The sequence below is a fragment of the Streptomyces xingningensis genome, assembly GCF_054957865.1.
In genome coordinates this window covers 1-19,862 of the sequence record NZ_JBDJPF010000065.1, presented here as the reverse complement: position 1 = coordinate 19,862, position 19,862 = coordinate 1, and the positions used below count along the sequence as shown (strand labels likewise).

Genomic DNA, 19,862 nt, shown 5'->3' with positions numbered 1-19,862 from the left:
TTATGAGTTATACGGTCGGACAGGTCTCCGGCTTCGCCGGAATCACCGTGCGCACACTCCACCACTACGACCGGACGGGGCTGCTCTCCCCCAGCGAACGCAGCCCCGCCGGATACCGGCACTATGGCGACGCCGATCTGGCCCGTCTGCAGCAGATCCTCTTCTACCGCGAACTGGGCTTCGCCCTCGATGAGATCGCCGCCATCCTGGACGACCCCCGGGCCGGCGCCCTCGACCTGCTGCGCGCCCGCAGCAAACTGCTCGGCGAGCAGATAGCCAAGCTCCAGCGGCTGGTCGAGGTCGCCGAGCGGGCCATGGAGGTCGAGGAGACCGGCGTCCGGCTGACCCCGCAGGAACGCTTCGAGGTCTTCGGCGAGATCACCTTCGATCTGAGCTATGCCACCGAGGCCCAGCTCAAATGGCAGGACAGCGAAGCACACCAACGGTCGATGGCCAACGCCGCCGCCCACACCAAGGAGGACTGGCAGCACATCATGACCGAGGCCGCCGACTGGCGTGCGGCCGTATATGCCGCCTTCGACGAAGGCGAACCGGCCGACGGCAAGCGGGCCATGGACCTCGCCGAGGAACACCGCCGTCATATCAGCCGCTGGTTCACCCCCTGCCCCCTCGATATGCATCTGCGCATCGCCGATGACTTCGCCGAGGACCCGCGCGCCTTTGCGCTTCTCGTCCCGCCCTCGGAACAGCGTCCCGGCCTGGCCGCATATCTGCGCACGGCCGTGCACGCCAACGTGGCCAGGGCGGACGCCCGATGAGGATCCTGCTCACCGCCGCCGGTTCGCGCGGCGACGTCGCCCCGTACATCGGCCTCGGCGCCCGCCTGCGCCGGGAGGGCCATGAGGTCTCCCTCGCCACCCACGACAGCTTCGCCCCGCTGGCCGAGGAGGCTGGTCTGGCATTCCGCCGGCTGCCCGCCGACCCGCGCGGCCGGGGCACGGCCACCGGCAAGCGCGAACTGATGCGCACCGCGGCCGCCTTCGTCCGGGAACTGGCCCTGGGCCTCGCCGAAGCCGCCGCCCAGGACACCGACCTGCTGCTGCTTTCCACCACCACGGCCCCACTGGGCTGGCACATCTCCGAGGCCACCGGCGTCCCCACCCTCGGCGCGTACCTCGTTCCATCCGCCCCCACCGGTGACTTCGCGCCGGTCGTCGGCGGCACCCGTTCCCTGGGCCGCTGGGGCAACCGCGCCGCCGGACGCCTCGCGGGGCGCATGCTGGACCGCATCTTCGCCGACGCGGTACGCGACCTGCGGACGCACCTGGGGCTGCCGCCCGCCGCCCCGGCCGCGGCCCGCCGCCGCCAGGAGGCGGCCGACTGGCCGGTGCTGCACGGCTTCAGCACCGCCCTGCTGCCCAGGCCCGCCGACTGGCGCCCGGGCCTCACGGTCGTCGGCAACTGGTGGCCGCACCACGCCGACCCCCAACTGCCCGCGATCGTCGAGGACTTCCTCACCGCCGGGCCGCCGCCCGTCTTCATCGGCTTCGGCAGCATGGCGAAGGGCGACGGCGAGCGGCTGGGCGAGCTCGCGGCGGATGCGCTGCGCCGCGCCGGGCTGCGCGGCCTCCTCCAGTCCGGGGGAGTGGGGCTCGCCGCCGACGGCGACGACCTTCTCACCATCGGTGAGGTGCCGCACGCCCTGCTGTTCCCGCGGGTGGCCGCCGTGGTCCACCACGCGGGCGCGGGCACGGCCGCCGCCGCCCTGCGCGCGGGAGTTCCCGCGGTCCCGGTCCCGGTGACCGCGGACCAGCCGTTCTGGGCGAACCGCCTCGCCGCGCTGGGCGCCGCCACCGCCCCCGTCCCCTTCGCCGGACTGACCGCCGAGCGCCTCGCGGACGCCCTGACCAGGGCGGTTGCGGAGCCCTCCTACGCGGACGCGGCCGGGGCCGCCGCCCGGACGATGGCTGCCGAGGACGGTGCGGGGCGGGTGGCCGAGGCGGTGGAGCGCCTTGTGACGGGCAAGGGGTGATGGGTCTGGGCGAATTGACCCGGTCCCGATCCTCAGCCCTCACTCCGTCCTGCGCAGCTCGCCGACGGCGGTCACCGCCTCGGAGAGCAGGTCGGCCGGGCAGCCCCAGTAGTCGTAGATTCCGCCCCGGTCGCGGTTGCTGCCGCAGACCACGAACACGCCCGTGCCCAGGGCCCGCTTGAGATGAGTGGCCAGCCACCCCACGAACCCGCTGTTGTCCACCCCCGGCGGGAAGTGGAACGAGAAGATCCCGAAGTGCTCGATAGCTGCCGGCTCGACATCCGCCAACTCGCCTTCCGGCACCGGGACGAGCGCGCTCCAGGATTCCGCGTCCCGTACCACGGCCAGGGTCTCCGGCGAGAGCTCCGGCGGAGCGGAGGCCGGAGTCTCATGGAAGTACCAGGCACCCTTGTGAACGACCATCTCCGCTTCCGCAAGGACGCCTCGGAGTCGCTGCTCGGTCTGCTCAGGAGTCTCTCTGCTCACATTCACCATGGCTCCACCTTAGGTTGTGCCGGTTTCCTCCCGGCGGCGGCGCCGGTAGTCGGCGGCCCGGGCCCGGCCTCCGCACCGGGTGCTCGAGCACCACCGGCGCCTGCCGGGGCGGCTCAGATCGACGAAGAGCAGGGTGCACTCCTCGCGTGCGCACTCGCGCATGCGCTCCACGTCCGGCGAGGTGAGGAGGCCGATGGCATCCCGGGCGACGGTGCTGAGCGCCGCCGCCGGGTCGTTGCCCCCGGGGGGCGTCAACCGCACCGTGCCACCGTGCAGTTGGGGAACCATGGGCGGCCTGCTCGCGGCGGAGTTGAACCGTTCCTCGTCGGCCGGTTCCGGCACCTCCCCGGCCATCGTCCGCAGGGCACCGCGGTGGATCGCCTCGCGCAGGTCCACGGCCCGGGCGAGCTCACGGTGCGAGACGGCGACGGGCGCGTCCAGCAGCCCGGCCTCGACGTACCAGCGGGCGAGGGCGGCCGGGGAGTCCAGCAGCTCGGTGGCCTCGGTCCGCCGTCGGTACAGGGTCGCGGCGAAGGCCAGGCACAGCCGCCCGGACAGAAAGGTGAATTCGTGCCGCAACACGGGCTCTTCGTTCGAAGGGGTTGCCTGACTGATCACGTCACGACTATAACTCGTGACGTATGCAGCGCAGGAAGTCAGTAGGAAGCCAGGCGGTATCCGCCTTCCCCGGAGAGGACCTGATCGATGAGCGCAGCCACCGACCCCCGGACGGTCGCCGTACTCGGACCCGGAGGGGTCGGCGGGCTGGCCGCGGCCCTGCTGGCCCGGGCCGGGCACCGGGTGATCTGCCTGGCCGGCCAGGGGACCGCGGCCACCCTGCGGGACCAGGGCCTCCACCTCACCAGCGGTCAGTACGGGGACATCGCCGTGCCCGTCGAGGCCGATACCGAGCTCAGGTCGCCCGTCGACCTGTGCCTGGTCGCGGTCAAGCAGACCTCGCTGGCCTCGGCGCTGGACCGGGTACCGGCCGAATTCCTGGGCGAGCAGGGGCTGGTGGTGCCCCTCCTCAACGGCCTGGAGCACCTCGCGCCGCTGCGCGAGCGCTATGGCGCCGGGCGGGTCGTCGCCGCCACCATCCGGGTGGAATCCACCCGTACCGCCCCCGGCAGGATCGAGCACACCAGCCCGTTCGCCCTGGTGGAGATCGCGGCCGAGGCCGTGCCCCGCGCCCGCCTGGACGAACTGGCCGTCCTCCTGGGCGGAGCCGGCCTCGGCATCACGGTGCGCACGGACGAGAACGCCATGCTGTGGGACAAGATCGCCTTCCTCGCCCCGATGGCCCTGCTGACCACCCGCTATGCGAGCCCGGTCGGCGAGGTCCGCGACCAGCACGGGGAGCAGCTGCGGGCCGTGTTCGACGAGGTCACCGCGGTGGCGCGGGCCACCGGCGCGCCGGTCGACACCGAGCGGGTGCTGGGCCTCTTCGACGCCGCATCGGCGGCGATGCGCTCCTCGATGCAGCGTGACGCGGAGGCCGGGCGGGCGCTTGAGCTGGATGCGATCGGCGGCGCGATCCTGCGTGCCGCGGCGGCCAACGGGGTGCCCGTGCCCCGCCTCACCCAGCTCGTGGACGAGCTGGCCTCGATCGCTTAGGACCGGGCCTTCACCACGGGGCTGGGGTGCGGAGGCTGAGCCGGCTGGGCCGGCGGCTCACGCCGCGTCCGGACCGGGGAGAGGAGGAGGGGCAGGAAGGCGAACGCCAGAATGCCGCCGCCCACCCACAGTGCGGTGTGTACTCCGGCGGCCTCGCCGATCACACCCGCCAGGGCGGAGCCGATGGCGAGCGCGCCGGTGAGCAGGAAGCGGAAGGTCGCGTTCATACGGCCGAGGAGGGCATCGGGCGTCATGCGCTGGCGCAGGGTGACGCCCAGGACGTTGGAGGTACCGACCCGGAAGGTGGCCAGCAGCCAGCCGGCCCCGGCCACCCAGAGCCAGGGGCCGCCGCCGATGAGCGGGACGAACAGGGTGACCGGCGCCGCACAGAGTCCGGTCAGCGAGAGGGTCCGGCCGTACCCCAGGCGGCGGGCGAGTGGGCCGGCGCAGCGGGCGCCGAGCAGGATGCCCACGCCGCCCGCTGCCCAGTAGAGGCCCAGCGCACCGGCGGGCAGCCCGAGTTCACGGGTGAACAGGATCGGCAGCAGGGCGTTGATGATCTGTGAGCCCAGGTTGGAGAGGGCGGCGGAGAGCGCCAGAGCGCGCAGTTCGGCATTGCCGAGGACGTGTCGCAGCCCCTCGGTGATCTGGGCCCGCAGCGGGGCCGCCCGCTGCCCGCGATCCGGTGCGGGCGCGGGTGCGGGTGTGCGGCGGATGCCGGTGAGCCTCAGCGCGGAGCCGAGATAGAGAACTCCCGTGGCCACCGCGGCCATTGGCGCGGTGAGCAGCTGTACGAGGCCGCCGCCCGCGCCCCGGCCCGCCACAGTGCTCGTCGCCTGGAGGCTCACCACCGCGGAGTTCGCCCGGACCAGCCCCTCGCGTCCGACCACCTGCGGCAGGAAGCTCTGCGAGCCGACGTCGAAGAACACGGTGGCGCAGCCGTTCAGCAGGACGACGGCGTACAGCTGCCCCAGCGTGAGGACGTCCAGTGACCAGGCCACCGGCACCGAGGCGAACAGGACGCCGCGCATCAGGTCCGCGGCGATCAGCATCCGGCGGTGGCGCATCCTGTCCACCCAGGCCCCGGCGGGCAGGCCGATGAGGAGGAAGGCGGCGGTGCTCAGGGTGGCCAGCAGCCCGACCTGGCCGGGGCCGGCGTCGAGAGCGGACACCGCGATCAGCGGAATGGCGACATAGCCGATGTCGGTGCCCAGCTGGCTGAGCACGGTGGCGGTGAACAGGGTGCGGAAATCGGGCAGCCGCCAGGGGCTTTCGGTGTGCATGACCGGTACGGTGCCGGGCGCCCCGGACCCCGGGCCAATGATTTAGCCTGTACTGAATGGCGGCTTATGGGAGGGTCGGCTTGGGCGGCACGCTGGAGATCGAGTTCTCGGCCGAGGATGTGGCCCGTACCCGCTTCGCCATCTCACCACTGTGGGAGGTGACGGCCAGCCTACGGGTGCTCATGGGGGCCGATGAGCAGGGCCTGCACCGGCGGTGGGCGGAGCGGGTGCGGCCGGTGATCGCGGCCGCGAAGCTGGATCTGTCGCCGCTGTCCGCCCTGATCTCCGAGCCCACCGGCTGCATCCCGGGCTTCCTGGTACCACCGCCCACCACCCCGCAACCCTCGCTGGAAGTGGAGCTCGCGGCCCTGCGCGCCACCCCGCCCCAGGCGCTGCGCACCACAACACCGGGGGCGCAGCGGGCCGTTGACCTGCTGCGCGAGGACCGGGAGCGGGAGCTGGGGCGGCTGGCCGAGGTGATCGCCGCCTACTGGGAGCTGGCGCTGGCACCGTACTGGCCGCGCATCCTCACCCTGCTCGAGGGCGACGTCCTGCACCGGGCCAGGCGCTTCGCGGAAGGCGGGGCCCGGCGCCTGTTCGCCGACCTCGACCCCCAAGTCTCCTGGGATTCGGGCACTTTGGAGGTGGTCCACCGCTACACCCGGGGAGTGCGCCGGCTGGGCGGCCGGGGGCTGCTGCTGATGCCCTCCGCCTTCGTCTGGCCGCGGATCTTCTCCAATGCCACCGGCAGCGACGAGTGGCAGACCACTCTGCGCTATCCGCCGCGCGGCATCGGCACCCTGTGGGAGCGGCGCCCCCAGCCCTGCTCGGACGCCCTGGCCGGGGTGCTCGGCCGCGGCCGGGCCGCGCTGCTGGCCGAGTTGGCCGCCCCCGCCTCGACCACCGAGCTGGCCCGCCGCACCGGCCTGACACCGGGCGGTGTCTCCCAGCATCTGACGGCGCTGCGCGCGGCGGGCCTGGTGAGCGCCCACCGTACGGGGCGGGTGGTGCTCTACGCCCGGACCAGGGTGGCCGAGGCCCTGGTGGTGGGCGGTTAGGGGGTGTCCGATGTGACGGCGGCGTACTGCTCGACGGAGGCGGACGCGAACCGTCCGGTGGAGATGGCCCCGAACTGCTCGGCCGAGAGGGCGATATCGAGTGCCGCCGCATTCTCCGCGAGGTGCTCGGCCGAGGCCGTGCCCGGGATGGGGATCACCGTGGGGGAGCGGTGCAGCAGCCAGCCGAGGGCCGTCTGGGACGGGGTCGCGCCGATCTCCTTCGCCACCGCCGCCAGCGGACTGCCCGGTCCGGCGTGGTCGCCCATCGCGACCGGGAAGTAGGGGACAAAGGCGATGCCCTGCTCGGCCGTGAAGTCGACGACCGCCTCGTGTTCGCGGTTGCTCAGGTTGTAGAGGTTCTGCACGCTGCTGATCGGGGCGATCTCGGAGGCCGCGCGGATTTCGTCGACGGTGACCTCGGACAGTCCGATGTGCCGGACCTTGCCCTCCTCCTGAAGCCGCTTGAGCGCCCCGACCTGGTCGGCCAGCGGGTACTCGGGGTCGATGCGGTGCAGATACAGCAGGTCGATCCGCTCGGTGCGCAGCCGCCGCAGGCTCAGCTCGGCGGCCTGGCGGAGGTAGGCGGGGTGGCCGTGCGGCACCCACTCCCCGGGGGACGGGCGGAGGTTGCCGACCTTGGTGGCGACGGTGACCGAGTCCCGGTACGGGTGCAGGGCCTCGGCGATGAGTTCCTCGCTGCCGCCCAGCGAGTAGGCGTCCGCCGTGTCGAAGAGGTCGATGCCCAGCTCGACCGCCCGCCGCAGCAGGGCGATCAGGGCGTCCCGGTCGGGGGCGACCTGCCAGATGGTCGCGGTGAGGCCGCGCCGGTCCTCGGGGGCACCGGTGAGGCGCATGGCACCATAGCCGATACGGCGCACCGGGAGGTCGCCGCCGAGCTGGAAAACGGTGGGGGCCTGCTGGGCTGCTGTGGTGTTCGTCATGAGGGCGACGCTAGGAGCTCACATGGGTGTGAGCTTCAAGAGAGTGTGAGGGGGATCACCGTGAGGATCGGTGAGCTGGCGGAGGCCACCGGGGTGAGCGTGCGGTTGCTGCGCTACTACGAGGAGCAGGGGCTGCTCGTCCCACAGCGCACCCCGGGCGGTCACCGCAGCTATGGGCAGGACGCGCCGCTGAATGTCCGCCGCATCCGGATGCTGCTGGAGGCGGGGCTGCCCACCCGGGCCATCCGCGAGGTGCTGCCCTGCATCGAGGGCGACGGGATGGTGGTCCACCCCTGCGTCAGCGGTCAACTTCGCGACCGGCTACGGGGGATGGACCAGCACATCGCCGAGCTCCAGGACAGCCGCAGCTCACTGGCCGGGATCCTGGCCGCCACGGAACGGGCCGAGCCGGTGGGCGCCGACGGGGTTCGTCAGGGCGGGGCGCATTCCTTAGGAGTACACTCCTTAGGGGTGTACTCCTAAGGAGTGAGGTTGGCGTGCGGAGACCAGCGGGAGTTGGCAAGCCATCGCATGTTTTCGACCGGGAAGCCGAGTGGAGCGGCCTTTCGGCGTTTGTGTTCAGGCCTGTGCCGCACGCCATGCTCGGTGTCGTCAGCGGCCGACGGCGCATGGGCAAGACATATCTGCTGCGTGCTCTCATCGAGCAACTGGGCGGCTTCTATTTCGGCGCCACGGCGGCGACCGAAGCGGAGTCACTGCGTCAGTTCGGTGCTGCTCTGGCCACCCATGCGGGCTCGCCCGTACCGTTTTCCTTCGGCACCTGGGACGACGCCATTTCCTATCTGTTCGGGCTTGCCGCACCGGACCGGGGGGAGGGGCCACTGCTCGTCGTCGTGGACGAGTTCCCTTATCTGGCCAAGGTGGCGCCCGAACTCCCCTCACTGGTCCAGCGGGAGATCGATCGCCATCAGGCCGAGGAGAGCCGGATGCGGCTGCTGCTGTGCGGTTCGGCGATGTCCGTCATGGGCGGGCTGCTCGCCGGTTCCGCCCCGTTGCGGGGCCGGGCGCAGTTGGAACTGGTCGTCAGGCCTTTTGGGTACCGATCGGCGGCGGACTTCTGGGGTGTTGCCGATGAGCCCGCACTCGCGGCCAGGATTCATGCCGTGCTGGGCGGCACACCGGCCTACCGTCGGCAGTTCCTCGCCGATGATGTCCCGGGCAGCCTGGGGGAGTTCGACGAATGGCTGTGCCGTGTGGTGCTTTCTCCGCTGAGCCCGCTCTTTCGCGAAGCGCGGTATCTGCTTGCCGAGGAAACGGACATCCGTGACACCTCGCTGTATCACTCGGTCCTGGCGGCTGTCGCCGACGGCAACACCACACGAGGTGGGATCGCGGGCTACATCGGCCGTAAGGCGGTGGACATTTCGCACCCCCTCAATGTGTTGGAAGACAGCCATCTGCTGGTCCGCGAGGCAGACGTCTTCCGGGCAGGCAAATCGCAGTACCGCATCACGGAACCGCTCATCAACTTCTATGAGGCGGTGATGCGTCCGTCCTGGACCCGGCTGGAGAGCGGCCAAGCGGCGGAGGTGTGGGCGCAGTCGGCAGAGCGGTTCGCGGCCCAGGTCGCGGGACCGCACTTCGAGGCGGTGTGCCGTGAATTCGTTCTGGGCCCGGGGAGAAACCTGACCGGCGGTTCCCTGGGCCAGGTCGGCAGCGGCGTGGTCACCGACCCGGTGGCGAGGAAGCAGATCCAGATCGATGTGGCCGTGGTCGAACCGGGCTCGGGTGGCCGGAAGCCCGTGGTCGCGATGCTGGGCGAGGCGAAGTGGGGCACGGTCATGGGCCTGGGCCATCTTGAGAGGCTGGGCAGGGCGAGGGAACTTCTCGAGCGCCGGGGCATGGGCACCGATCGGTGTGTGCTCGCCTGTTTCAGCGCTGCCGGATTCAGCGACGCACTGCGTGCGGAGGCCGCGCGCGGCCGGGTACTGCTACTCGGCCTGGACGAACTCTATGGCTGAGCGAGAGCGGCCGATGCGGTGCCCATGCAATGGTGTGGACAGGGTGCTCAAGGGTGCCGTGCCGCACCCTCGAGCCCCGTCGTCCGCTCAGTCGTTCAGCGCCGACAGCTGCATAAACGCGGACATCAGATCCTGTGGCTTGAGTTCCTTGGCGCCGGACGGGGCCTTGACGGTCCTGGTCTGGCCGCTCTGGAGGCCGATGGTCAGCGGCAGTTCGCCGTGGATCTTCTTGTCCATCCGGCCCAGGTCGACGGACAGTCCGGCGATCATGCCGTCCTTGATGCCCACATCGACGGAGAGCTTCTCGTCCGGCGCCTTCTTCGCCTTGGCGAGGTCGTCGATCTTCTTCTGGCCGATCTTTTCCTGCAGCGGCTTGAGGCCCGTTTCGAGGATTTCGGCGAACTTCTTGGACGGCACGGTGACCTTCACATGGTCCTGGCCGTCGCGTGAGCCGGCGTCCTGGAATTCGGCGCTGTCGCCGAATGCCTTCTTGATCGCTTCCAGGGCCTGCTGCTGACTCTTCGGGTCGAGCTTGTCCTTCGACTTGTCCGCCGACTTGTCGAGGTCGGCACCCTGCTTCTTGGCGAAGTCCTCAAAGCCCTTGGCGTCGAGCATGACCCAGTTGCCCTTGAGCCCGCCCCTGACCGCGCTCAGGGAGGCGGGCAGCCGGTCGGCCTGGGCCATCGCCTCGTTGAACTTGCGCTTGCTCTCGCCGGCGGGGGACAGCTCGGCAAGGCCCTTGAGGTCGCCCCGCAGGTAGTACTTGCCGTCCACATACCGGTAGTCCAGCAGGTCCTTGCCGTCCTTCTTGGACAGCCTGATGGAGCCGGAGCCGCTCTCCGGCTTGCCCTGCTTGATGTCCTTGACCTTGACGTCCTTGAGCGGCCGGTCGTAATCCATGCCATAGCTGAGCTTCAGCCCGGCCAGCAGATCCGCATCCTTGCGCTTGAAGTCCTCGGTGTCCTTCATCGCGGCAAAGATCTTGTCCGCGTCGCCCTCGAACCCGATCTCAAGGGAAAGCGACTTCTGTTCGCCCAGCTTCTCGAAGGCGCGCTGCACCTTGGTGCCCGCGCTGAGCTGCTCGGCACTTCCACAGGCGGCGGACGCCGCGGCTATCAGGGCGACACAGCCAACGGCCGCCAGCCCCTTGCGCTTGGTAAAGATCACGTGCTCCTGAGTCGATTCCGGCAGGTAAAGAGAGACTAAATTACAGACCAAGCGGGTATGTCAAAGTGGTTTTCGATCAAGGAAATCCCTTGCCGGACTTGACGATCAAGGTCCGGGGCCGCCGTCCCCGCAGGACTCCTCGCCCGACAGTGCGAGCGACGCAGGTCGACCGGGCATAAGTACGATGCACGGAGGAAGTGGAGGGGGCGCGCGACCGGCCGGAAACCCTCTGGTAACCCGCGGACGTGATACTCAGGATCAAGCCCCGCCCGCACCCGCCGAACCGAGCCGTCTGACCTGCGAGGATAGGTAGCCATGGATAAGCAGCAGGAGTTCGTGCTCCGGACGCTCGAAGAGCGCGACATCCGGTTTGTGCGGCTGTGGTTCACCGACGTCCTCGGCTACCTGAAGTCCGTCGCCGTCGCCCCCGCCGAGCTGGAACAGGCCTTTGACGAGGGCATCGGCTTCGACGGCTCCGCGATCGAGGGCTTCGCCCGGGTCTATGAATCGGACATGATCGCCAAGCCCGACCCCGGCACCTTCCAGATCCTGCCCTGGCGCGCCGAGGCCCCGGGCACCGCCCGGATGTTCTGCGACATCCTGATGCCGGACGGCTCCCCCTCCTACGCCGACCCGCGCTATGTCCTCAAGCGCATCCTGGCCAAGACCTCCGACCTCGGCTTCACCTTCTACACCCACCCCGAGATCGAGTTCTTCCTGCTCAAGGACAAGCCGGTGGACGGCAGCCGCCCCGTCCCCGCCGACTCCTCCGGCTACTTCGACCACACCCCCACCAATGTGGGCATGGACTTCCGCCGCCAGGCCATCACCATGCTCGAATCCATGGGCATCTCGGTCGAGTTCAGCCACCACGAGGGCGCCCCCGGCCAGCAGGAGATCGACCTGCGCTACGCCGACGCGCTCTCCACCGCCGACAACGTCATGACCTTCCGGATCGTGATGAAGCAGGTCGCCCTAGAACAGGGCGTGCACGCCACCTTCATGCCCAAGCCGTTCTCCGACTACCCCGGCTCCGGCATGCACACCCACCTCTCGCTCTTCGAGGGCGACCGCAACGCCTTCCACGAGTCCGGTGCCGAGTACCAACTCTCCAAGGTCGGCCGCTCGTTCATCGCCGGTCTGCTGTGCCATGCGGCCGAGACCTCGGCGGTCACCAACCAGTGGGTCAACTCCTACAAGCGCATCTGGGGCGGCTCCCAGCGCACCGCCGGCGCCGGCGGCGAGGCCCCCTCATACATCTGCTGGGGCCACAACAACCGCTCCGCGCTCATCCGGGTCCCGATGTACAAGCCCGGCAAGACCGGATCGACCCGGGTCGAGGTCCGCTCCATCGACTCCGGCGCCAACCCGTACCTGACCTATGCGGTGCTGCTCGCCGCAGGACTCAAGGGCATCGAGGAGGGCTACGAACTCCCGGCCGGTGCCGATGACGACGTCTGGGCGCTGTCCGACGCGGAGCGCCGGGCGATGGGCATCGAGCCGCTGCCGCAGAACCTCGGCGAGGCGATCGAGCTGATGGAACGGAGCGAGCTGGTCGCCGAGACGCTCGGCGAGCACGTCTTCGACTTCTTCCTGCGCAACAAGAAGCAGGAGTGGGAGGAGTACCGCTCCGAGGTCACCGCGTTCGAGCTGCGGAAGATGCTGCCGGTGCTGTAATGCCAGGTCAAAGAGGGTTTCTCGAACTGGCCCCGTGGGGTCCACGGGTGTCGGCCGTGGGCCCCACGTCCTGTCTCACTGTCCCTGGGCCGTCTGTGGGCCGTCCGGCCCCGAACTGGCGCCCCGATAGAGGCTGTCCACGGCCTTGCGGCTGCGCCCCTCACTGCTTGGCAACAGGTGCGTGTACACGCGGAGCGTGAAGCCTGGGTCACTGTGGCCGAGGTACGTACTCAGTGCCTTGATGTTCTCTCCGGCGTCTAGCAGGACGGACGCATAGAAGTGCCGGAGCGCGTGCATGCCGTGTTCGCGCGCGGCCTGGTGGCGCTCACCCGGTTTGGGCTCGGGGATGACGCCGGCAGTCACGAGAGCAGGCTTCCACAACCTCGTGTTGAAGACCGTACGCCGGACCGCGCCTTCGCCGTCAGGACGGACGAACAACAGTCGCTTCGTGACCAACGGCCCGTCAGGGCGGCGCCATGGCAGTGAGACTTCCGTAGGCGGGTGGGTGTCAATGTGCCCCTTGAGTACGTGCGCCACGCTGTCGGCGAGCGGTACGTCACGCTCCTTCTCGCGCTTCGGGGGAGCGAACACGAGCTTCCCGTCAGCCACCTTCACCTGATACGCGACATGCAGCCAACCGGCATCGAACCTGATCTCGTCGACCGGGAGCCCGAAGATCTCACCTTGCCGCAGACCGCACCCGCCGCCCAGGTCGACGATCGCCCTGTACTGCTCCGGCAGAGCGGCCCGCACGGCGAATGTGCGCTCGGCCGTCCACGGTACGACGCGGCGGGCGTTGGGGCCCGGGGCACGCACCGTGCTCGCCTTACAGGGGTTGCGGTGCAAGTGGTCGTCTTCCACGGCGGCGGTGAACACCGCTGAAACGCTGCCGAAGATCACTCGACGGTACGACGATGCGGGTATTGCACGCTCCAACTCGCTGAGCCAGTCTCGGATGTGCTCCGGCTTGAACGACCCGAGCGGGCGCGGACCCATGTACGGGATCGCATGGCGCCTCAGCTGCACGTCCACGGAAGAGCGGGTGGTCGGGTCCGTGGTCTGGGAGGCAAGCCACTTCTCGGTGTACTGCCGGAACGTGGTACGCCCGGCGTTGGGGTCGATGTACCGGCCGGTGTCCATGTCGGCGGCAATCTTGATGAGCCACTTCTCCGCAAGGCGCTTCTGCCGGTCGGGGAAGCTCTTTGACTTCTCGGTGCCGTCGGGGCCCTCGTAGCGAGCGCGGTAGCGCATACCGGTGCCGTGACGCTCGGTCTTCACTCGTCGGGGTTTGCCGTCGGGGTCGGTTTCGGTCTTGTACCAGCGGTCTTGGACGTGGCCAGCCATGGGGCTGGTCTCCTTCCGGTAGCAGGGTGGGGGAGGGCCTGGAGGCGGCTCTCCGGCCGGTTTTGGGGTGTGCGGGGTGGGGCCCGCTACGTGCTACGGGCCTGATCAAGAAGGGTTTGTGGTGCTAGCGGGGGTGCTACCGGTAGCAGGGGTTGCCGCTACCGGTAGCGGCTCTCAGGCCGCGTCTTCGGCGTCAGCTCGCCGACGGATGGAAGAGACCACCCGCCCCCGGGCGGGGGTGGTCTCTTCCCGGCTCATCTGCCCGGCGACCCAGCGGTGCACGGTGGCGGGGTCGTAGCGGACGTGCTTGCCGACACGGAAGCCGGGCGGTCCGGTGCGCTTCTTGCGCCACTGGTAGACGGTCTCCAGCGGCACGCCGAAGAGCTGCGCGATGTCCTCGGGGGTGAGGTACCGGTCGGGCAGCCCCGCCCGGAGCGTGGTGCGCGGGTCGGGCGGCTGAGCCTGGGCGGGGCTCATGAGGCTTCCTCCCGCGCGTCGCCGGTGGTGTCGTGGCCGGGGTGGTGAGGCTTCGAAAGCAACAAAGCAACAGGTGTTGCTTCGGGTGTTGCTTTGAGTTCTTGCTGGTCAGCGCCCTGAGAGCAACAAAGCAACAAAGGCAACACGGTGCCGGGGTCTGCGGCCGGGGTGCTGGTGGCTGTTGCTTCTGTTGCTTTGTTGCTTTCGCCCTCCTGGCCTGCGGAAACGAAAGCAACAGGGGAAGCAACAGGTGTTGCTTTGTTGCTTTCGGAGTGCGTCCCCCGGCTCGGGAGCGCGTACGTCCCGCGACAGGGCTGGGTGAGGCGGCCCCGGTCCCGCAGCCGCCCCATAAGGGTGCGGACGGAGTTCGGGTCCTGTCCGGTGGCTTCGGCGACCTGTCTGGGGGTGCTGGGTCCGTGTTCGTGGATGTGGGCGAGGATCTTCGCGTTCGGCTCGGTGGCGGTAGCGATGTCGGCGGGCCCGTCCACGAGATGCCAGGTCATCGAGCCGTCGTTGCGCCGGAGCGCGTATTCGTTCTCCTCGACGTCACGCCCGGTGAGGTGGAGCAGTCCTTCAGCCTCGCCGCGTGCCCGGGAGAAGAACAGGGTCGCGTCGGCTGCGCCGTTGATGCCGTTGGTGCCGGAGGTCGCGTCCATCCAGTCCGCCGACTGGGCCTTGCGGATGTGGTGGACGACGATGAAAGCGACCTGGTAGGCGTCGGCAAGGTGCTTGAGCTGGGTGATCGCGGTGTAGTCGGCCGCGTAGGCGCTGGTCTCGCGTCCCGTGTCGCCTCTGACGCGCTGGAGGACGTCCACGATGACGAGGCGTGCCCCGGGGTGCTGGTCGAGCCAGCGGCGGATGCCGCCCAGTTGGGCGGGCAGTTCGACATGGATGTGCAGACCGGCCGGGGGCACCTCGTGCCCGAGCACGCGGTGCAGACGCGACTGCATGCGGCGCGGGGTGTCCTCCAGGGCGAGGTAGAGCGCTTCCCCCTGCTCGACGGGGATGGCGTCGAGGGCTTTGCCGCCGGTGGCGACGGCCAGGCCGAGGCCGAGGCAGATCCAGGACTTGCCGACCTTGGGGGCCCCGGTGAGCACGGTGAGCCCTTCGGGGACCAGGTCGGGTACCGCCCACCGTGGTTCGGGGAACTGTGCGCGGTAGAGGGCGTCGGCTGTCCATGCGGCCTGTCGGCTGGCCCGGCCCGGCACCTGGTCGCTGCCCTCCAGCACGGGCAGGACGTCGGCGACCAGGGCGGCCAGGTGCGGGGGTTCGGCGCCGGGGGCGGCGGTGGCCTGCAGGAGCCGCACCCCGAGTTCGCGTGCGGCTCGCAGGCGTGCGGTCTTCTTGAGCTCCTGGGCGTGCCAGGTGGCATCCGGTACGGCGTGGCCGGGGAGGGCGGAGACGTAGGCGGGCCCGCCGACGGTTTGCAGGGTTCCCGCGGTGGCGAGGGCGGCGGTCAGTGCCGGCGGGTCGATGGGCTCGCCCCGGCCGAGGCGGTGCGCGAGCATCGACCAGACCACGCTGTGCGCTGGTTTGTAGAAGTCGCCGGGGGCCAGGATCGCGGCCAGGCCGGTGAAGCGGTCGGGGTAGTGGATGACGCACCCGAGCACGCACCGCTCAAGCTCCTCATCGTGCGGCATCACCGCATCCACGCTCATACCGCCGCTCCCTCGCCGATCGCCCGGCTGCACGCGCGTACGGGCCGTGGCGCGTCACGCTCGCAGTCGGGCCGTACGGGCGGCTGGTGTGCGGCCGTACGGTCGGCCGACCGTACGGCCCGTACGGGCAGGTCGCACCCGACAATGCCCCGACCGTGTACGGCCGACCCGTGGGGTGCGTACGGCCGGTCCGTACGCGTACGCACCCCCGACCGGTCGGGCAGCCAGTCAGGTTGCCGGTCGGGCCGTACGGCCCGTACGGGCAGGTCACCCCTCGACCGTGAGGGCGTCCAGTCGGCCGTACGGTCGGCCGACCGACCTGCCGACTGGTGCGCGTACGCGAGGCGCGCGAGCGTGAGCCAGTCGGCCCGGCCCAGGGGCGTAGGAGTCGGGGCCGTGTCGGGCGTCGGGGCTGGGTCGGCGCCCGTCGGCTGGTAGCCGGTCGGTGTCGACCGGAGCAGCAACAGGGCCATGGACAGGGGCAGCCGGTCGGCCTTGGTGTGGTTGCACGGCTCGCACGCCAGGACCAGGGCGGTGACCGTCCAGGTGCGCCACAGCGAGTACGGCACGACATGGTCAAGGGTCGCCTCTTCCAGCGAGGCGAACGGACGGCGGCAGTAGGCGCAGTGCTGTCCCAGACGGCGGGCGAGCTGTTCCTTGCGGATACGGCGCCGCCCGCCGCTGATCTGCCGGTGGCTCATGCCGCCTGCTCCATGTCGTCCTGGGAGCGGGTGACGAAGAACCCGTGTCCGCGTGCCGAGCTGATCAGCCCCTCGGCCCGCAGGATCTCCATGGCGCTCTGCACAGTCCCCGCGCCGCAGGCGAAGCGGTCCATCAGCTCCAGCTTCGACGCCAGCCGGTCACCCGGCGCCATCGTCTCCAGCTCCTCACGCACGGCGTCCGCGATGATCTGGGACTTCGACCTGCGGACCGGCCGCATCTCGTCGTCCCAGCCGCCAGAGGCCCGCAGCACCGACAGGCACCGGCCTGCGTTCATCACCGGCTGCTCGGAGACTCCCAGCCGCGCGGCCACCTGCTCCAGCGAGAGCCCCGCACCGAGCAGGAGCAGACTGCGCCGCGCCGTCTCCTCCATCCGCAGCAGCGCCGCCCGCTTCGCCTCGCTCAGCCCCGTCAGCGCCCGCCGCTCCCACTGGGGCAGCGACTCCAGCGCCACGGCAGGACCCGACAACTGCGGGTTGTCGATCTGAAGCAGCAGGACAGCCGTCCCCACCAGCCGCCGGGCCGTCGCCTCACCGCACTCCAGGCGGTCACCCACCAGCCTCATGGGCGTGCCGTCCAGCCGCAGCAGCAGCGCCGCACGCTCGCGCTCCGGCAACGCGTCGACCATCTCGGCCAGATAGGCGGGCAGTTCCACCAGCGCGCACCCGCTCGGCATCAGCGGGCACAGCCGGTTGCAGGTCGCCTGGTCCGTCCAGTCGACCGGCGACTCCGACGACGAGGACAGCGCGAAATGCGCGCTGATCTGCTGCTTCACTCGCGCGAAGAGGATGGGCCGCACCTCGTCCTCGGACAGGCCCTCACCTAGCACGCCCCGCTCACGGCTACGGGCCACCTGCACCCACATGGACTGCGCGATGTCCTCGGCCAGGGACCACGCCCCATCGGCGCTCCGACCGAAAACCCGCAGCTTGGAGTACGCGTAGCGCACCATCCGGTCCCCGTACTCCGCGTACAGCGAACCCAGCCGCTCCGACTGCTCAGCCGTCAACGGCACAACCTCACCGGCACGCAACCGGCGACCACCAGGACCATTGCCCCTCACTGTGACCTGCTCGTTCACCCGTTCCACGACAGCTCCAGGCATCATGGAGACACCCCTTTCGGGTAGGGGAGCGGCTGACTGCTTGGCGGTAGGGAGCCGCTCCCTGCTGTAAGCCCTGGCTTTGACCAGGGCTTTTCTGCGGAGAATCCGCCTCGGACGAGGCGGCCGCTATTGACTAGCGTGCACTAGTCGGCTGTGGTGCACAAGCCCCATGCGGTGGCGTGCGCTAGTCAGCTGTGGTGGGTACGCTCAGGGCATGATTGCCAGAGGACCCAAGCCCAAGGCCGTGCAGGTCGCGGACGCGCTCCGCGAGGACATCAAGCAGATGCAGCCGGGTGAACGACTCCCGACGCAGCGGGAATTGGTGGAGCGCTTCGGATTCGCTGGCCAGACCATCCAGAACGGGTTGGCCGTCCTTCGCGCTGAAGGGCTGATCGTCTCAGCGGGAAACATCGGCAACTTCGTCAGCGACAGCGCTGCCCCGAGCGATGACGTGCGTGACGACATCAAGGAAATCCGCTCCCAGATTCAGGCGTTGACTGAACGGGTCGCAGCGCTCGAAGAGCGCTGCATCCCTAGTGGTGCGTGATCTGCAACCAGCATGCAGCTAGCGGGAGTTGTGCCGTAAGTGACACCCAAGGGGCAGTGAGCGGACGGGGTGACATGTCCGGTGTCACCTTGCTGTCCCCTTCCCTGTCCCCCTGGTCGGCGAGCGAGACTCAGAGCCACGTACTCGGAGGAGGGCACATGACCGAAGACAGGCCCGCATGGGCACGGCGCATGGAGGCCGAACGGAACGCGCGCGGCTGGTCACAAAGAAAGGCAGTCAGAGCGCTGCGGGCCCACGCTCCAACGGAACTGCCATCCGAGGAAAGCATGCTCCGGCAATGGAAGCGTTGGGAGTCCGGCCAATGGCCAAACGACTTCCATCGTCCGCTCATCGCGGCTGTCTTCGGCACTGTGACGAACGCGCTCTTCCCGGTGACATCGCGCCGAGACGGCGACAAGGAGATCCTTGCCGCGAGCGGTATGGAGACCCTGGAGATAGTGAGTCGCCTTAACCGGTCCGACGTGGACAACGCCACGCTTGACGCTCTGCGCATTACTATCGACCGGCTTTGTTCGGAGTACCCGTACATGCCGAGCGAACAGCTCATCCTTGAGGGACGGCAGTGGCTGCGTCGCGTCGTGGAACTCCATTCGAAAAGTCTCACGCTGTCCCAGCACCGCGAGGTGTTGGCCCTTTCCGGCTGGCTGGCGCTTCTCGTGGGTTGCGTTGAATACGACACGGGCGACCGTTACGCGGCCGAGTCGACGAGACAGGCCGCACTCTCCCTGGCAACCGAGGCGGACCATGCCGAGGTAGGTGGGTGGGCCCACGAGATGCGGGCATGGTTCGCACTCACGACGGGCGACTACCGCGGCGTCATCACGGCCGCGCAGGCCGGGGCCGAACTCGCTGCGCACCACGGAGTTGCGGTGCAGCTCGCTGCGCAAGAGGCCAAGGCTTGGGCCCGGCTCGGCGACCGCCGGCAGGTTGAAGTCGCGCTCGACAAGGGGCGTCGGCTGCTTGAGGGGATGCCTCACCCGGAGAACTTGGACAACCACTTCGTAGTGGATCCGGCGAAGTTCGATTTCTATGCGATGGACTGCTACCGCCTGGTGGGCGAAGACAAGCTCGCCCGCACTCTCGCCGAGGAAGTCCTTCGTGTCGGAACGGACTTTGACGGCCTTGAACGCAAGCCGATGCGCAACGCGGAAGCGCGCGTCACGCTGGGCGTGACGGCAGCCCGTGAGGGAGACCTGGAACAGGCAATCACCATGGGCGAGCGGGCCCTTGACGGCGACCGCCAGTCGGTGCCGTCGCTCATCATGACGAGCCGCGAGTTGGCTGCCGAGCTGAAGCAGCGCTACGGCAAGGAACCCGCAGCGCGCGACTACCTCGCCCATCTGCACGCGCTCGGACAGCAGAGGCCCGGTTTCCTGCCTCAGTGACGTTCCATATCCATGTAACCGAGCGTGACGAGCGGCAGGATGGTGCTAGCGAGGGCGGCGGAGGTCACCCGGGGCCTCCAGAGCCGGTTTTGAGGGTTTCCGCAGGTGGGTCGCTAACCGCTAACACGCTGATCAACGGTGGTTTGGGTCGCTAGCGGGGTCGCTAACGTTAGCGGGTCCGGCTGCTAGCGATAGCGGCTCCGAGAGTCCGACTCCGGGCCGTCCACGGGCCGTTCGAAGGCGCCCGAAGGCGCCCGACAACGACCAATGACAACCGCTCCCCCGCAGGTCAACGATCTACGCTCCCGCACTCCCGCACGTGGCAGATTCGCCACTTCAGTTCCTGCGCAACAAGAAGCAGGAGTGGGAGGAGTACCGCTCCGAGGTCACCGCGT

The 19,862-nt window shown here is 69.5% G+C and carries 18 protein-coding genes and 2 pseudogenes; 10 read left to right on the top strand and 10 right to left on the bottom strand.

Features of this window, described 5'->3' with window-relative positions:
* Nucleotides 1–2: 2 nt before the first annotated feature.
* Nucleotides 3–779 (top strand): MerR family transcriptional regulator, encoded by a 777-nt coding sequence (locus ABCR83_RS26920; protein WP_462697793.1) that lies wholly within the window; start codon nucleotides 3–5, stop codon nucleotides 777–779.
* Nucleotides 776–1,993, top strand: a complete 1,218-nt coding sequence (locus tag ABCR83_RS26915; RefSeq protein WP_462697792.1) for a glycosyltransferase — start codon at nucleotides 776–778, stop codon at nucleotides 1,991–1,993. The genes ABCR83_RS26920 and ABCR83_RS26915 overlap by 4 nt, the downstream gene beginning before the upstream one ends.
* 39 nt (nucleotides 1,994–2,032) lie before the next feature.
* Here the strand turns inward: ABCR83_RS26915 and ABCR83_RS26910 are convergent, their stop codons facing one another.
* Nucleotides 2,033–2,488, bottom strand: coding sequence for a DUF6196 family protein (locus tag ABCR83_RS26910; protein WP_462697791.1), 456 nt, complete (start codon nucleotides 2,486–2,488; stop codon nucleotides 2,033–2,035).
* A gap of 9 nt (nucleotides 2,489–2,497) precedes the next feature.
* Nucleotides 2,498–3,106: a CGNR zinc finger domain-containing protein gene (locus tag ABCR83_RS26905; RefSeq protein ID WP_462697790.1), complete on the bottom strand. Its 609-nt coding sequence runs from the start codon at nucleotides 3,104–3,106 to the stop codon at nucleotides 2,498–2,500.
* Nucleotides 3,107–3,193: 87 nt separating this feature from the next.
* Here ABCR83_RS26905 and ABCR83_RS26900 point away from each other — a divergent pair, with 87 nt between their 5' ends.
* The gene (locus ABCR83_RS26900) at nucleotides 3,194–4,102 is read left to right on the top strand and encodes a ketopantoate reductase family protein (RefSeq protein ID WP_462697789.1); all 909 of its coding nucleotides are present in this window, start codon (nucleotides 3,194–3,196) and stop codon (nucleotides 4,100–4,102) included.
* On the opposite strand, the gene ABCR83_RS26895 is transcribed toward ABCR83_RS26900, so the two are convergent.
* Entirely contained in the window at nucleotides 4,099–5,385 is a 1,287-nt protein-coding gene (locus ABCR83_RS26895) for an MFS transporter (RefSeq protein WP_462697788.1), read from the bottom strand. The genes ABCR83_RS26900 and ABCR83_RS26895 overlap by 4 nt on opposite strands.
* A 56-nt stretch (nucleotides 5,386–5,441) precedes the next feature.
* Here ABCR83_RS26895 and ABCR83_RS26890 point away from each other — a divergent pair, with 56 nt between their 5' ends.
* Nucleotides 5,442–6,443, top strand: a complete 1,002-nt coding sequence (locus ABCR83_RS26890; protein WP_462697787.1) for an ArsR/SmtB family transcription factor — start codon at nucleotides 5,442–5,444, stop codon at nucleotides 6,441–6,443.
* Here ABCR83_RS26890 and ABCR83_RS26885 read toward each other — a convergent pair.
* The gene (locus ABCR83_RS26885; protein WP_462697786.1) at nucleotides 6,440–7,384 is read right to left on the bottom strand and encodes an aldo/keto reductase; all 945 of its coding nucleotides are present in this window, start codon (nucleotides 7,382–7,384) and stop codon (nucleotides 6,440–6,442) included. The genes ABCR83_RS26890 and ABCR83_RS26885 overlap by 4 nt on opposite strands.
* A 60-nt stretch (nucleotides 7,385–7,444) precedes the next feature.
* On the opposite strand from ABCR83_RS26885, the gene ABCR83_RS26880 reads away from it, so the two are divergent.
* Both ABCR83_RS26880 and ABCR83_RS26875 read left to right on the top strand, forming a co-directional pair.
* Nucleotides 7,445–7,867, top strand: a complete 423-nt coding sequence (locus tag ABCR83_RS26880; protein ID WP_462697785.1) for a MerR family transcriptional regulator — start codon at nucleotides 7,445–7,447, stop codon at nucleotides 7,865–7,867.
* Nucleotides 7,868–7,881: 14 nt separating this feature from the next.
* The gene (locus tag ABCR83_RS26875; RefSeq protein ID WP_462697784.1) at nucleotides 7,882–9,366 is read left to right on the top strand and encodes an AAA family ATPase; all 1,485 of its coding nucleotides are present in this window, start codon (nucleotides 7,882–7,884) and stop codon (nucleotides 9,364–9,366) included.
* 87 nt (nucleotides 9,367–9,453) lie between these two features.
* On the opposite strand, the gene ABCR83_RS26870 is transcribed toward ABCR83_RS26875, so the two are convergent.
* On the bottom strand, nucleotides 9,454–10,533 hold the full coding sequence (locus ABCR83_RS26870; RefSeq protein ID WP_462697783.1) for a hypothetical protein: 1,080 nt from the start codon (nucleotides 10,531–10,533) through the stop codon (nucleotides 9,454–9,456).
* Between the two features lie 315 nt (nucleotides 10,534–10,848).
* Between ABCR83_RS26870 and glnA the strand changes: the two genes are divergently transcribed.
* A complete protein-coding gene (gene glnA / locus ABCR83_RS26865; RefSeq protein WP_462697782.1) occupies nucleotides 10,849–12,210 on the top strand; it encodes a type I glutamate--ammonia ligase in 1,362 nt (453 codons plus the stop codon).
* Nucleotides 12,211–12,285: 75 nt separating this feature from the next.
* Here glnA and ABCR83_RS26860 read toward each other — a convergent pair whose 3' ends face one another.
* From ABCR83_RS26860 to ABCR83_RS26840, 5 genes and pseudogenes are all read right to left on the bottom strand, one after another.
* The gene (locus ABCR83_RS26860) at nucleotides 12,286–13,554 is read right to left on the bottom strand and encodes a site-specific integrase (protein WP_462697781.1); all 1,269 of its coding nucleotides are present in this window, start codon (nucleotides 13,552–13,554) and stop codon (nucleotides 12,286–12,288) included.
* Between the two features lie 246 nt (nucleotides 13,555–13,800).
* Nucleotides 13,801–14,031, bottom strand: a pseudogene (locus ABCR83_RS26855) (helix-turn-helix domain-containing protein); the annotation flags it as partial.
* Nucleotides 14,028–15,689 carry an AAA family ATPase gene (locus tag ABCR83_RS26850; protein WP_462697780.1) on the bottom strand — a complete coding sequence of 554 codons (1,662 nt, stop codon included), beginning with the start codon at nucleotides 15,687–15,689 and terminating at the stop codon, nucleotides 14,028–14,030. The pseudogene ABCR83_RS26855 and the gene ABCR83_RS26850, both read right to left, overlap by 4 nt.
* Complete coding sequence (locus ABCR83_RS26845; protein ID WP_462697779.1) at nucleotides 15,686–16,390, bottom strand: HNH endonuclease; 705 nt, start codon at nucleotides 16,388–16,390, stop codon at nucleotides 15,686–15,688. Before ABCR83_RS26845 ends, ABCR83_RS26850 begins: the two co-directional genes overlap by 4 nt.
* The gene (locus tag ABCR83_RS26840) at nucleotides 16,387–17,418 is read right to left on the bottom strand and encodes a GntR family transcriptional regulator (protein WP_462697778.1); all 1,032 of its coding nucleotides are present in this window, start codon (nucleotides 17,416–17,418) and stop codon (nucleotides 16,387–16,389) included. Before ABCR83_RS26840 ends, ABCR83_RS26845 begins: the two co-directional genes overlap by 4 nt.
* 310 nt (nucleotides 17,419–17,728) lie before the next feature.
* Here ABCR83_RS26840 and ABCR83_RS26835 point away from each other — a divergent pair, with 310 nt between their 5' ends.
* The 3 genes and pseudogenes from ABCR83_RS26835 to ABCR83_RS26825 form a co-directional block, all read left to right on the top strand.
* A complete protein-coding gene (locus ABCR83_RS26835; protein WP_462697777.1) occupies nucleotides 17,729–18,061 on the top strand; it encodes a GntR family transcriptional regulator in 333 nt (110 codons plus the stop codon).
* Nucleotides 18,062–18,219: 158 nt separating this feature from the next.
* A complete protein-coding gene (locus ABCR83_RS26830; protein ID WP_462697776.1) occupies nucleotides 18,220–19,467 on the top strand; it encodes a tetratricopeptide repeat protein in 1,248 nt (415 codons plus the stop codon).
* Between the two features lie 277 nt (nucleotides 19,468–19,744).
* Nucleotides 19,745–19,862, top strand: a pseudogene (locus ABCR83_RS26825) (glutamine synthetase); the annotation flags it as partial.

Excerpts from the sequence above, each read along its gene's own strand:
- ABCR83_RS26920 (WP_462697793.1), top strand. The coding sequence starts at position 3 with ATGAGTTATACGGTCGGACAGGTCTCCGGCTTCGCCGGAATCACCGTG.
- ABCR83_RS26915 (WP_462697792.1), top strand. The coding sequence starts at position 776 with ATGAGGATCCTGCTCACCGCCGCCGGTTCGCGCGGCGACGTCGCCCCG.
- ABCR83_RS26910 (WP_462697791.1), bottom strand. The coding sequence starts at position 2,488 with ATGGTGAATGTGAGCAGAGAGACTCCTGAGCAGACCGAGCAGCGACTC.
- ABCR83_RS26900 (WP_462697789.1), top strand. The coding sequence starts at position 3,194 with ATGAGCGCAGCCACCGACCCCCGGACGGTCGCCGTACTCGGACCCGGA.
- ABCR83_RS26895 (WP_462697788.1), bottom strand. The coding sequence starts at position 5,385 with ATGCACACCGAAAGCCCCTGGCGGCTGCCCGATTTCCGCACCCTGTTC.
- ABCR83_RS26890 (WP_462697787.1), top strand. The coding sequence starts at position 5,442 with ATGGCGGCTTATGGGAGGGTCGGCTTGGGCGGCACGCTGGAGATCGAG.
- ABCR83_RS26885 (WP_462697786.1), bottom strand. The coding sequence starts at position 7,384 with ATGACGAACACCACAGCAGCCCAGCAGGCCCCCACCGTTTTCCAGCTC.
- glnA (WP_462697782.1), top strand. The coding sequence starts at position 10,849 with ATGGATAAGCAGCAGGAGTTCGTGCTCCGGACGCTCGAAGAGCGCGAC.
- ABCR83_RS26860 (WP_462697781.1), bottom strand. The coding sequence starts at position 13,554 with ATGGCTGGCCACGTCCAAGACCGCTGGTACAAGACCGAAACCGACCCC.
- ABCR83_RS26850 (WP_462697780.1), bottom strand. The coding sequence starts at position 15,689 with ATGAGCGTGGATGCGGTGATGCCGCACGATGAGGAGCTTGAGCGGTGC.
- ABCR83_RS26845 (WP_462697779.1), bottom strand. The coding sequence starts at position 16,390 with ATGAGCCACCGGCAGATCAGCGGCGGGCGGCGCCGTATCCGCAAGGAA.
- ABCR83_RS26835 (WP_462697777.1), top strand. The coding sequence starts at position 17,729 with ATGATTGCCAGAGGACCCAAGCCCAAGGCCGTGCAGGTCGCGGACGCG.
- ABCR83_RS26830 (WP_462697776.1), top strand. The coding sequence starts at position 18,220 with ATGACCGAAGACAGGCCCGCATGGGCACGGCGCATGGAGGCCGAACGG.